The sequence below is a fragment of the Chamaesiphon polymorphus CCALA 037 genome (assembly GCF_003003845.1).
Taxonomy (GTDB): domain Bacteria; phylum Cyanobacteriota; class Cyanobacteriia; order Cyanobacteriales; family Chamaesiphonaceae; genus Chamaesiphon; species Chamaesiphon polymorphus.
In genome coordinates this window covers 1-12,487 of sequence record NZ_PVWO01000133.1, presented here as the reverse complement: position 1 = coordinate 12,487, position 12,487 = coordinate 1, and the positions used below count along the sequence as shown (strand labels likewise).

Below are 12,487 nucleotides of genomic sequence, written 5' to 3'. Positions count from 1 at the left end.
GTAGTGCGGCGGCTGTAGCTGCGGGATTTTCCTGTCTGGATCTCGGCAACGATTTTGCAGGTTCGATCCGGCAACCCGCGCATTTTTGTGGCGTATACGGACTCAAACCAACGGATCGGCGAATTTCAACTGCGGGGGCGATTCCGGAAGTCCCCGGAATGCCGATCTGTTTGCGACAAATGATGACGGTGGGTTGCTTTGCGCGATCGATCGAAGATCTGCAACTTTGCTTCGAGCTAATTGCTGGTGCCGATCCGTGTCGTCCTGATGTGCCGCCAATTCCACTAGACATCCCCACTGGCAAATCCTTAACCACTCTCAAGATTGCTTGGAGCGATGAATGGGCACAAGTCCCCGTGAGTGCGGAAATTAAATCGGCGATGGTAGCAGGTTCCCAAAAACTAGCGGCGGCGGGTGCTAACATCGTTCGTTGGTGTCCGCCAGACTGGGATTTCTCCAAAATCTTCGTGCTTTATGGGCGGATGTCGGCATATGTCAATAAATACGCTCAACCGATCGATATTTACAACGTGCGCCGGAGTGTGGAATTATTATGGCGAACGGCAACTCAAGGTGAAAAACAACTTCGCGAGCTTGGTGATTTCAGTCGGTTTTTACCCGAACTCCTCAATCCTAGTTTGAAGGGATATTTTCAGGCTTTAACCGAACGCGACAGGTTTATCGCACAGATGGATGCAGCGATAGAGCCTTGGGACGTGTGGATTTGTCCGGTGGCGGCGACGCCTGCTTTTACCCATCGTCCAGCCTGGAGTGCTGTGGATCTCGATGGCAGATCCTATCCTCATGTAGTGGCTAATGGAGCCTATACCATGCCATTCAATCTCAGCGGACAGCCAGCAGTTGTCATTCCCATCGCTCGAACTCTGGCTGGATTGCCGATTGGCATTCAGCTCGTGGGCAAGCGGTGGCGCGAAATGGAATTACTTTCGATCGCGCGAGAAATCGATAAGATAGTTGGTGACTTTCGTTATCCACCAGGATATTAGACCAAATCCACGAAATCTAGGGTAGGGGTAATTCATGAATTACCCCTACCCTAGATTTTGTGACGGTTGGTATTTTTATGCAGCTACAGCTTCGTATTTGACTTTAGCGTACTGACCCATGGGTTGATATTCTGGCACCAAGTTGTGAAGAGTAGATACACATTCGGTGACTTCACACTGAGCGGCGGCATCTAGTAAGTTGGTGAGTTGGGGCGATAGCTCTTTCCAGCCTAATTTAGCCTCACGAGCACAGAAAATCTTGGGATGTCCGGTGGGTAAAGCGGCATCGCAGTCGATTAACAGCTCTTCATAGATTTTCTCACCTGGGCGTAAGCCAACGATTTCGATTTTGATATCCTTGTGAGGCTCCAGTCCGTGCAGGCGGATCATCTGAGTAGCTAGGTCGTAAATCTTGACGGGTTCGCCCATATCGAGGAGGAATACTTCGCCACCTTTAGCCATTGCGCCTGCTTGGATGACTAGCGTCGCTGCTTCGGGAATGGTCATAAAGTAGCGAGTGATATCTGCATGAGTCAGGGTTAATGACTTACCAGAGGTAATTTGCTCGCGGAAGCGAGGAACTACGGAACCACTGCTGCCTAGAACGTTACCAAACCGTACCATTGTAAAGCAGGTATTGTGGTTGGGCAGATCGGCCAAGCCTTGCAAGACTAATTCGGCGACGCGCTTGGTAGCACCCATAATATTGGTGGGACGAACGGCTTTGTCAGTCGAGATTAAGACAAATTTATGAACTCCACAAGCGATCGCGCATTTTGCCGCAGTCAGGGTACCGTTAATGTTGTTAACTATACCAGAAACCGGGTTGGCTTCGACGATCGGGACGTGCTTGTAAGCAGCGGCATGATAGATTGTCTCAACGCCGTATTTAGCGATAACTCCTGTCAGAGTTGGAGCGTCAGTGACCGAACCCAAGCAGGCAACTTTTTCGAGGTGGGGATAATTTTCACCTAGCTCCATGTCCATTTGGTAGAGGGCAAACTCATGTAGCTCGTAGATAATCAGCAATTTAGGCTGTTGTTTGGCAATTTGACGGCACAGTTCCGAACCGATCGAACCACCACCACCCGTGACTAATACTACTCGATCGGTAATATCGTGCTGGAGTAGTTCGGGTCGAGCCGCGATGGCTTTGCGGCCTAATAAATCTTCGATATCTAACTCGCGGACTTTATTAATCGAAACGTGACCGCTCAAAATCTCCGTAATGCTCGGTACTGTTTTGACAGGCACTCCCAGTACTTGCAGTTTCTGTAAAATATCGCGTTTGCGCTGGCCTTCGATCGAGGGCATCGCTAAGAGAATTTCTTCAAAGCCAATGTTGGCTTTGAGAGCGTGCAATTCTGCTGGAGAGTAGACGCGAATGCCTTGAACGTGACGCCCTTGGAGATAGGGACTATCATCGACAAATCCGATCGGGCGGTTGCCACGTTCGCCAGCTAAAGCGTGAGCGAGGATGCAACCCGCACTCCCAGCACCGTAGATCACCACCCCACCATTCTTCTGACCGGGATAATTAATTTCGTGGAGTCGGCCTAGCGTCAACCGCACGCACATCCGAAAAGAGATCGTTAATATTAAAGTCAACATCCCATGAACTACGGGGACAGACAATGGAATTACCGGACTCGCAGACAGATTAGCAACAATCGATGTCGCCAAGCAACTCAAGATTACTGCTTTGGCGATCGTCACGATAAATCCGCCATCGCTATATCGCAATACTTGCCGATATATTCCAAACGACCAAAACAATCCGACCTCGATCCCGACTGCGAGCAGAACGAATTTGCCCAAGTGCAACGTTTCCATTGGGGCAAGGTCAAATCCATACTCAAAGCCGATCGCTGCAATAATCGAAGTCAGGAACAAACTGATATCGACTGACGTCAAGATCGTATACTTCTGACGATTGGAAAGCGCATTTATAAGTTTTTCAAGAGTCGCTGCGGTAGCTTCAATACTCAACAAAGATCGGCTTTTAGTGGACATGATATTATGACACAATCGACGGTTTTTAACAAGTTGGGATCGAGTTTAAATCGAGTTTAAATCTTGATTATGACTTTGGCTAATTACGAATCGTAATTAGTATTGTCATTTTAGTGTGTGAGGTTAGTAACGGATGAATTGAAGCAACCTAAACCGAGTCATTCTAACGAACGATCGTAGTAAAAAACAGTTCGGGAATTTTTGCTCGATACCTCTAAAGTATATTTTTTTTATCTAAATGTACTCAGCCAAATATCTGAACTTATCAGGTTGAGACAGAGGTCGAGCGACTCACCGACTGCCATTTTTTAATTTTCGATCCACGCATTCGTTGATTTCACGGATGAGTAAAATCACCCATCTCCAAATCGATCGCAATGTAAAAATACAGTAAACAATTATTTCTCTCAATCCGGAAATTTGCAGTACAATGTGAATTAACTACTTTTTCGGTGAGGAGTGCACCAGAGAAACTATGACGCAAAACAAACAAAAATCTAATTTCAAACGTGCTCAGATCGCGCGAATTGCATCCGTAATGCTAGGCTCGGTCTTTACAGGTGTAGCTATTGCTATGAGTCCTGTACTTGCAGTCCCCACTACATCCAATCATAGTTCATTAAATAAGGTTACGGCATCTGCACCTTTGGCTGAAGCTGTTAAAGGAAATATCAATGCCACTCCTGCGACCCCCGCAACTAACCAAGTCGCTCAAGCTAGCGATGTCGCAGGCAACTGGGCAGAGCCTTTCATCAGAGTATTAGTTGAAAAGGACATCATCAAGGGTTATCCCGATGGTACTTTCAGACCCGACCAACCGATCACTCGTGCAGAATTTGCAGCTTTATTAAATAAAGCCTTCGATCTACAACCCATCCGCGCTGGACGCAAATTTAAAGACGTTCCCGCCAACTACTGGGCGGCTGATGTCATCAACAAAGCTTATCGCAGTGGCTTTTTAGCAGGATATCCCGGCAGCTTTGGCCCCAGACAAAATCTATTGCGGATTCAAGGTTTAGTCGCTCTGGTCAACGGTAGCAAGCTCGAACCATCTGGCAACTTAGACCTCAACAGCGTCTTTGGCGATGCAGCTCAAGTTCCAAGCTACGGTCAAAACGCATTGATCGCCGCCACTCAACGGTGTATTGCAGTTAGCGTTGACTTCGATAGCAGTCAGCTCCCTGGCGGTAATTTTGGCCCCAATACGGTGGCAACTCGTGCGGATATCGCAGCTTACGTTCACCAAGTTTTAGTCGGTTCTGGCAGGCTCCCTGCATTAGACAAAGCTAGCCCAGCGAACAAGTTCGTTGCCTCTTGTCCTCAAGGTGTATATGTAACTACCATTACTCCTGGCACGCCAACTGCGGCTGTGACTGCTGATGAAGCGATCGCTAAATTAAGCATCCCCGGTCAAGTTCCCGAACTCTCTGGTACTACTGCCGTTAGTACTTTCCCCGTCGGCGGTCTGGGTACTCCAACTGCTTTTGGTGCAAATACAGGTTTATTCGTCGGTGCTAGCTACCAAAACCAAACTCGCCCCAACATCTTCGGCAATCCTCCTAACAGTGGATTACCACCTTTTGTACCTGGAACTGCTAAAGGGCCAGAGGCTTTTGCATACTCAGTCGGTCTCGGTTTGGGCGACTCGCGTAACTTCCTCGGTTTAGAGACTGTCGCGACTACTTACAGCCGCAATGGTGCTGGTTCCTTCGATAATGGTGGCATCAGCTTCAAAGTTCACAAACTACTAGGCGATAACTTCGCGATCGCGGGTGGTTATGAAAATGCCATTACCTTTGGTAACAACTCTGGCGCAGCCGTCAATCGCGATGGTGGTGTTAACGGCGGTCGGACTGGCTACGGTGTAGCGAGTGTCATCCTCAACCCCGATCCAAATCTGGGCTTCTTCAGCAATACTACTCTATCGGTAGGTGCTGGTGCTGGTCGCTTCCGGACTGTCGGCGACATCCGTGCGGGACGCGATACCATCAACGTCTTCGGTAGCATTGGTACGCGGTTATCCCCCAATTTCTCCCTAGTTGCTGACTGGAACGGTCAAGACTTAGGAATTGGCTTACCTATCTCGATTCCATTTGGCGGTGGTAGTTCCTTCCAAATTACCCCAGCACTAGTCGATCTAGTCAATAACGAAACTGGTGGCTCTCGCTTCGCTGTTAGCGGCGGTTTGGGCTTTAGTTTCTAATCACAGCTAGTCGATTTATTACCTGTTGGAAACACGAGGGTCGATCCTCCTGTTTCCCACAGTATTATTCATCCCCTTCATCACGAGCGCAAAACATGAAAATCTCGTCTTATTTGTTAGGAATGGGTGCTGTAGCTAGTTTAGTTGCACTCAATATCACTCCAGCTAATGCCCAATTAGGCAACGGTTCGGATAATGGCAACATCTTTACTTCCATTACCAATGTTGGTGGTGGCGGTATCGTTGGTAGTGGTGAGGCAACCTACGCATCGCAAAGCCAAAGTGCAGTCAATCAATTTTCCCAATCTTTAACTGCCAATAGCGTCGGCGATGCAGCTACATTTGACACGATCAATGGTGGCGCACCCGGCCCATTAGTTGCAGCTCTATTGCCTGCTGGCGTGCCTGCTGATGGTGCCACTGGCAAAGCTGCTACAAATCTAGCCAATACCGTCCAAGGACTGCGGGCGGGTAATGGCGATATCAGTGCGACCAAACTCAATGCCTCAGTTGGTGCGTATAACGACTACATTAAGGCTTATGTAGGCGAAGTTGGCCCTGAAAAAGCACTCACAGATGCACCCAACGGCCAAAAAGCACTGCAAGGAGTCTTGGGTCAATTGATTCAAATTGCCAACCAATCGGCACCTACTGCGGCTCCCGCGACTCCACCATCAGAGCCTGCGCCACCATCTACTCCAGTGCCACAAGTGCCCACTACTCCACCCGCTCCTAGTGCCCCAGTGGCTCCGCCTACTCCTAAATAGTAGTAAAAATTTAAAAATCGGGTAAACGATCGGGAGCGAGAAAGATTTTTCTCGCTCCCATTATTATGTAAGTATCAATACCTACTCTAGGACAATACTCATAATAGATCTCAAACGACCCAATAGTTAAATATGCTTGCTAAGTATTAGTATTAAAATTAATTTGAGATCGGGAACGAGAAAATTTAACTTGCAAAAATATCGCAATTTGGTATTGAAATACAGATAACAATACCAGCAGTAGTGAGATAATATAAGGCGATAACTTTTCCAGTGAGGAGTACGCTCGGAAAACCATGAATCAAAACAACTACCCGTTTCCCGTCAACCGCGTTGGCAGAGCCTTTCTAAAAGAGAATCGATTCGATCGAATTGTTTGCCTAGTCATCGGTTCGGTTTCTACCGGAGTAATCCTTTCGGCTGGTTTCGTCCGTGCGGAACTGCCAGGATCCAGTCAGCACAATTTAGTTAAAATCCGCACGTCAGTACCTTTAGCTAAAAGAGTCACAACGAGCGATAATCTGGCACCAATAACTCCAGCTCCAGAGCGAGTCGCCCAAGCCAATGATATTGCAGGTAATTGGGCAGAACCATTTATTAAAGTTCTGGTCGAAAAAGATATTATCAAAGGCTATCCAGATGGAAATTTTCAGCCAGATCGTCCCGTAACTCGTGCCGAATTTGCAGCTTTATTAAACAGAGCCTTCGACCTGCAACCCATCCGCACCGAGCGGAGATTTAAAGATATCCCGCGCAACTACTGGGCGACTGATGTCATTCAAAAAGCCTACCGCAGTGGATTTATGGCTGGTTATCCCGGCAATACTTTCGCACCCACTCGCAATATTATCCGGATCGATAGTCTAGTTGCACTGGTAAATGGTAGTAAGCTAGCACCGACTGGCAACCTCGATCTCAATAGCGTCTTTGGCGATGCCGCGCAAGTCCCCAGCTACGGTCAAAATGCCCTCGTAGCGGCAACTCAGAAATGTGTAGCTGTTAGTGTTGAGTATGATAGCAGTAGATTACCTGGTGGCAACTTTGGCCCGAACGCCGTCGCGACGCGTGCGGATGTAGCCGCTTATATTCACCAAGTATTAGTCGGTGCGGGTAAATTAACACCTTTAGATCGCTCTAGTCCAGCTTACAAATACATTGCATCCTGCCCTCAAGGTATTTATGTCACGAGTATTTCGGACACCACGCCCAGGACGACCCCCAGTCTGAGTCCCGATGAAGCGATCGCTAAATTAAGCGTGCCGCAACTCCCAGACATCCCCCGTAGTAATATTACGACAGCTTATCCAGTCAACGGACTAAATACTCCCAGTGCCTTTGGCGCAAGTTGGGGTGATGTATTTGTAGGTGCAGGCTATCAAGCGTCTACTCGCCCAGCTATTTATCTAAATCCGCCTAATCAAGGTCAAGAAGGACAAGATGGGGCAGTCTATCTAGGCTTTGGTTTAGGGGATGCTCGTAACTTCATCGGATTGGAAACAGTGGCTACCTCTTTTGCTACCATTCAAAGCGGGTTGCTCAATAAAGGTACATTTAGTTTCAAACTCCATAAACAGTTTGGGGATAACTTTGCGATCGCAGGTGGGTATGAGAATGCACTGATCTGGAACCAGACTCCCGCTTTTAGTTTAGATGGTGGTACTACTGGATATGGTGTAGCTAGTTTCGTGGTGAACCCCGATCCAAACATCGGATTTTTGAGCAACACGACCATATCTGTTGGTGGTGGGGGTGGAAGATTTCGCACTGTAGGTGATATTCGCGCTGAGAGAGAAGGCTTTGGACTTTTTGGTAGCCTCGGTACTCGGCTCTCGCCAAATTTCTCTGTAGTGGCTGACTGGAATGGTCAAGATTTAGGACTGGGGCTACCAATTACAATTTACTTAGGCGATAATGCCTCATTTCAATTAGTGCCATCGGTTGTCGATCTTGTTAACAAAGAAACTGGTGGTGCGCGACTGACGATCAATGCTGGGTTAGGTATTCACTTCTAATCGCAACTCATTTACTCTCGGTCTACAAGATCGATCCTCGTAAAGTTATGAAACCTTTTTCATTGTTAATTAAGCAATAACTGTAAACATGAAACGTTCATCTTATTTGTTGAGTTTAGGGCTGGCGACTGGCGTAGTCGTATGCCATTTAACAGCGGTATTAGCTCAAATTGCTGGGGGTAGTGATAACCATAGTGGCAAAGAATCAGTCTCCGCACCCCGACCGCGAAATACGCAGTCGCCTGAGGCTGCACGGCGACAAACTGCGCTCGACGAATTTTCTAAGTCGCTAAGTGCCAACAGTGTCGGCGATGCCGCATTGTTTGATGTCATCAATGGTGGCGCGCCAACTCCGTTAGTAGCGGCGTTGTTACCTACGGGGCTGGCGGCGGATAGTGCCACTGGCAAAGCCGCCACGACGTTGGCCGATACCGTGCGCGGACTGCGTGCTGCTAATGGCAATATCGACACGAATAAACTTCAAGCCTCGATCGGTGCTTTTAACAATTATGTTAAGACTCTAGTTGGCGAAATCGGCCCAGACAAGGCCGTAGCTGACGCACCTAGCGGCCAAAAAGCTCTCCAAGGCTTATTAGGTCAATTGGTGCAAGTGGCCAGTCAAGGAGCTGCTACGACGCCACCTACGCCTAGATAATCATCGCGCTGGGGCGATATGACCGAGGTCATAACTAATTTATGACTTCGGTCAGTAGTATAAGATCGACACGATCGATTATCCTCAAGGCATGAAAGCAGATCTTACACTTATAGCTTGCGGACTACTAATGCTGCTATCTGGCTGTGCTTCTGGTAATGCAGAGCAACGTACCAAAGCAGTCGTCCCAGCTAAACCCAATGCCGTTGTCGCATTGGGTCGAATTCAGCCGAAGGGAGAAGTCATCAAGCTTTCTGTCGCTAACGCTCAAGATAGTCGCGTCGATCGCATTTTGGTTGCAGAAGGCGATTTTGTCACCCAAGGTCGGGTGATTGCCATTTTGCAAGGGATCGATCGCAAGCAAGCCGAATTGCGCGACGCCTTGGCGGATGTCAAGCTGCGGCAAATCGAGTTGGGGAAAGTCAGTCAAGGCGATTTTAAAAAGTCTCAAATTACCGCTCAAAATGCCGTTCTCACTAGGCTGCAAGCGCAACTCACCAGCACCCGCAAACAGCAAGAAGCCGCCCTGACTTCTGCACGATCGCAACTCCAAAATGCAGAGGCTAATTATCAAAGTCAACTGCAAGCCGATCGTCAAGGTTTGGGATTGTTAACCGCCCAAGCTAAACTAACTAATGCCCAAGCCGAATATCAACGGCGCAGTCAATTCAATCGATCGGGAAATAACACCCTCGGCTCTGAGGCCAAACTCACCAATGCTCAGGGCGAATATCGACGTAAATTGATGTTATACCAGTCGGGCGCGATCGGCAAATCTCAACTAGATAAAGCCGAAGAAGAACTAATTTCTGCCCGTGCAGCCGTGCGCGAACGCTCGATCGATACCAAAACTCAACTCGATAAAGCCGCCGAAGATTTAGCTGCTGCTACAGCAAATCTCAAAGAGCAGAAATTAGAGGTCAAAACCCAATTAGACAAACTCAAAACCGAACTGTTAACAGTCCGAGAAACAGTCAAACAAAAACAGGCAGAATTAGACCAAACCATCCAAACTCTCAACGCCCAAATCCAACAAGAACGAGCAAAATTAGCCGAATTACGAGAGGTTCGTCCTGCCGATATTCAGCTCGCCCAAGCACAACTTGAAAAAGCCCAAATTGCCGTATCGCAAAAACAAGCTGCCTTACGCGATTCCGAAGTGCGCGTACCTGTATCCGGCCAAATTCTCAAAATCAATACCCGCATCGGCGAACAAGTAAATACCGCCCAAGGCATCGTCGAACTCGCTCAAAATTATTTATATAATTTCTCTGTTTTTAACCGTAATTTTGCTGTCAGATATCTCCCACTTGTATGACAATATACAAGCATCATCATCAAAATAGAACAAGCCTTCAATCTCTTCGCTAATTTCCATCATTTCCATGATTTGGTCTTTGATGTACTCCTCAGCTCCGAACTTTAGATCTGCGCCAAAAAATATGTAGCTACTCCAATTAATACGTTGGTGTGGAAATAACCATCCTTTTTGATATAGCTGAGCTTGTTCTTTTGTTAACAAATACTTGTTGTGCATTAATTCAAACTTACATGCGATGGCTTTAAAAGATTCAATTAATTCAAATTCTGTTGCTAGCCAGCCACGAACAGATATAAATGTTGCCACGTTATTTACCTACTCCTATATGTCCAATTCTACCTTTTCCGGCTCTCTCGGATCCAGGGTGAAAAGTGTAGCGACAGCTACATTTTTCACCCTCTGCTAAATCTCAACTTTTACCTAGATTTTCGCTATTGGATTGTCTGCCGATCTACATCGATCGTTCAGGCGAAGAGGGCAAAAATGTTTTAGAGATGGAGGTCTACGTTTTAATTGAAACCAGTACAGTGATAAATTTGGCTCATTCGATCGAGCTTCGCTTGCTTTCAATAAGCCAAACTTATCACCGTAACTACGGGAGAGCCGATCGCACGCGACTTTATCAAGCTGCTGCTTTTGATGGCATTATCTTTGCCGAACCGCTCTATCTCAAATATGGAACTTGGGCTTATGACAAAGAAACCATCTCTTATGAAACGCGAGTATTTGCCTACAATCCCCAAATTCAAGTCTTCAATCTGCCCGAAGTCAATCGACAACAAGCAAAACTCCGCGAACCATTTACAGCTTTATTCGATCGATTATCGCGATCGCAATTGGGGCCAATTCCCGCATTAATGGCCACCAAACCAACTACTTCAGCGATATTAAACAATCAAAAACTAACAGTTAATGGTCTATTTAATCTCGGTAGCTCCTTCTTTTTGAGCGAAGGCAATATCGTCACCAGCGATCGCACCTTCGCCGAAATGTATGGGAGTAGCGCGCTCGAACAAGTCACCCTGGGTATCATTCGCGTCAAACCAGGTACAGATATTCTCGCACTCAAACTAGGCATCGAACGTGCCGTCCCTGGCATTAAAGCACTCACCCATCAAGAGCTACAAACCAGAGAATTACAATTTCAAGATACCAATCCCAGCAGCACAATCTTTAATTTTGGAGCAGTAATGGGGTTTATCGTCGGCGTCGCGATCGTCTATCAAGTCCTTTATAGCGACGTCAGCGATCATTTATCCGAATACGCCACCCTCAAAGCGATCGGTTATTCCAATCGATCGCTCCTGCTCGTGATTTTCCAAGAAGCATTATTCCTGGCAGTTTTAGGCTATATCCCTGGATTTACTGCCACACTGGGCATGTATCAACTTTTGACAAATCTCACGCGATTAGAACTAGTAATGACAGTGAATTTAGCCCTAACTGTCTTTATTTTAACTCTATTAATGTGTCTGATTTCTGCGGCGATCGCCTCAAATAAATTACGTGCGGCAGATCCAGCAGATGTGTTTTAAGTCGTAGGTTGGGTAGCGGCGCATCGACTGGGAGGTTCCCTCCCAGTTGTGTGCGACAAGACAGAGCAAAGCGAAACTCAACAACCTCAAGAACAACCCCAACAACAACAAATCCAAAATCCAAAATGATACCAAATCCGCTTCACAAACCCTTCTTTTGCGATCGGAAACCCAGGCAGCCCTCACCCCGCCCTCGCCTGCGGCTCTGGCTCCCCTCTCCCAAACTTGGGAGAGGGGTTGGGGGTGAGGGCCACAGGTTAAGGAGCTTTTCAAACCGAATTTGGTCTAACTTATGCAGCCTAATTTTAGTTCGATTATTCAGCTTGACGACGGTACCAAGTGGCAGTACCGACCAGCATTCCGGTTAAAGCTAAAGCAACGAGAATCGGTAAAACATCGCCCCGTTTGAGTGCGGTGAGACCAGCACCCATCATCACAAAAGGTAAGATACCGGGAACCGTACCGAGTAATGTCCCGAAGAAATAGTCACGAAATTTAATCGAGGTCAAACCCGCTGTAAAATTAACAATTCCATACGGAATTAGCGGTAACAATCGAATTGCAAACATGTAAAAAAAGCCACCTCTATCCATTTCACGATCGAGTTTTTGCCATTTGCCTGCTAACTTTTGCTCGATAAATTTACGTCCGATGGTACGACTGAAAGCAAAAGATAGCACTGCGGCCAAAACAGCAGCAATACTAGTCCAAACTGTCCCCCACACCGTACCAAAAATCGCGCCACCAGTGAGATTGAGCGGGGTTGAGGGTAAGATGCAAATTGTCGCGATCGAGTAAATTAGGATATATAGAACTGGTGCCCAAATCCCCATTTTTTGCAGCCAGACCTGCAATTGAGATCGATCGATACCACCTAATAAAACGATCCCAATTATGGTAGCAATAATGCAGAACAATCCGATCGCAATAATTGTTTTTTTCGATTTCACAGGAGAACGCAGGCACGACAGGAG

General features: G+C 47.2%; 10 protein-coding genes. 7 read left to right on the top strand and 3 right to left on the bottom strand.

Annotated elements, in window-relative coordinates; genetic code table 11:
• Positions 1–1,007 (top strand): amidase (locus tag C7B77_RS12340; RefSeq protein WP_106304837.1); only part of this gene is annotated, 1,007 nt, incomplete at its 5' end.
• A gap of 75 nt (positions 1,008–1,082) precedes the next feature.
• Here C7B77_RS12340 and C7B77_RS12335 read toward each other — a convergent pair.
• The gene (locus tag C7B77_RS12335) at positions 1,083–3,020 is read right to left on the bottom strand and encodes a polysaccharide biosynthesis protein (RefSeq protein ID WP_106304835.1); all 1,938 of its coding nucleotides are present in this window, start codon (positions 3,018–3,020) and stop codon (positions 1,083–1,085) included.
• Between the two features lie 475 nt (positions 3,021–3,495).
• Between C7B77_RS12335 and C7B77_RS12330 the strand changes: the two genes are divergently transcribed.
• The 5 genes from C7B77_RS12330 to C7B77_RS12310 all read left to right on the top strand — a co-directional run bounded on the left by C7B77_RS12330 (position 3,496) and on the right by C7B77_RS12310 (position 9,975).
• Positions 3,496–5,223 (top strand): S-layer homology domain-containing protein, encoded by a 1,728-nt coding sequence (locus tag C7B77_RS12330; RefSeq protein WP_106304831.1) that lies wholly within the window; start codon positions 3,496–3,498, stop codon positions 5,221–5,223.
• A gap of 95 nt (positions 5,224–5,318) precedes the next feature.
• Entirely contained in the window at positions 5,319–5,990 is a 672-nt protein-coding gene (locus C7B77_RS12325) for a hypothetical protein (RefSeq protein WP_106304828.1), read from the top strand.
• Positions 5,991–6,286: 296 nt separating this feature from the next.
• Positions 6,287–8,002: an S-layer homology domain-containing protein gene (locus tag C7B77_RS12320; RefSeq protein ID WP_106304825.1), complete on the top strand. Its 1,716-nt coding sequence runs from the start codon at positions 6,287–6,289 to the stop codon at positions 8,000–8,002.
• A gap of 88 nt (positions 8,003–8,090) precedes the next feature.
• Positions 8,091–8,657, top strand: coding sequence for a hypothetical protein (locus C7B77_RS12315; RefSeq protein ID WP_106304822.1), 567 nt, complete (start codon positions 8,091–8,093; stop codon positions 8,655–8,657).
• Positions 8,658–8,748: 91 nt separating this feature from the next.
• Positions 8,749–9,975 (top strand): hypothetical protein, encoded by a 1,227-nt coding sequence (locus tag C7B77_RS12310; RefSeq protein WP_106304819.1) that lies wholly within the window; start codon positions 8,749–8,751, stop codon positions 9,973–9,975.
• Here the strand turns inward: C7B77_RS12310 and C7B77_RS29205 are convergent.
• On the bottom strand, positions 9,916–10,284 hold the full coding sequence (locus C7B77_RS29205; protein WP_146138290.1) for a hypothetical protein: 369 nt from the start codon (positions 10,282–10,284) through the stop codon (positions 9,916–9,918). The genes C7B77_RS12310 and C7B77_RS29205 overlap by 60 nt on opposite strands.
• A gap of 254 nt (positions 10,285–10,538) precedes the next feature.
• Between C7B77_RS29205 and C7B77_RS12305 the strand changes: the two genes are divergently transcribed.
• The gene (locus C7B77_RS12305) at positions 10,539–11,513 is read left to right on the top strand and encodes an FtsX-like permease family protein (RefSeq protein WP_181243834.1); all 975 of its coding nucleotides are present in this window, start codon (positions 10,539–10,541) and stop codon (positions 11,511–11,513) included.
• 314 nt (positions 11,514–11,827) lie between these two features.
• Here the strand turns inward: C7B77_RS12305 and C7B77_RS12300 are convergent, their stop codons facing one another.
• Entirely contained in the window at positions 11,828–12,463 is a 636-nt protein-coding gene (locus C7B77_RS12300; RefSeq protein WP_106304813.1) for a TVP38/TMEM64 family protein, read from the bottom strand.
• Between the last annotated feature and the right edge of the window lie 24 nt (positions 12,464–12,487).

Excerpts from the sequence above, each read along its gene's own strand:
- C7B77_RS12335 (WP_106304835.1), bottom strand. The coding sequence starts at position 3,020 with ATGTCCACTAAAAGCCGATCTTTGTTGAGTATTGAAGCTACCGCAGCG.
- C7B77_RS12330 (WP_106304831.1), top strand. The coding sequence starts at position 3,496 with ATGACGCAAAACAAACAAAAATCTAATTTCAAACGTGCTCAGATCGCG.
- C7B77_RS12325 (WP_106304828.1), top strand. The coding sequence starts at position 5,319 with ATGAAAATCTCGTCTTATTTGTTAGGAATGGGTGCTGTAGCTAGTTTA.
- C7B77_RS12320 (WP_106304825.1), top strand. The coding sequence starts at position 6,287 with ATGAATCAAAACAACTACCCGTTTCCCGTCAACCGCGTTGGCAGAGCC.
- C7B77_RS12315 (WP_106304822.1), top strand. The coding sequence starts at position 8,091 with ATGAAACGTTCATCTTATTTGTTGAGTTTAGGGCTGGCGACTGGCGTA.
- C7B77_RS12310 (WP_106304819.1), top strand. The coding sequence starts at position 8,749 with ATGAAAGCAGATCTTACACTTATAGCTTGCGGACTACTAATGCTGCTA.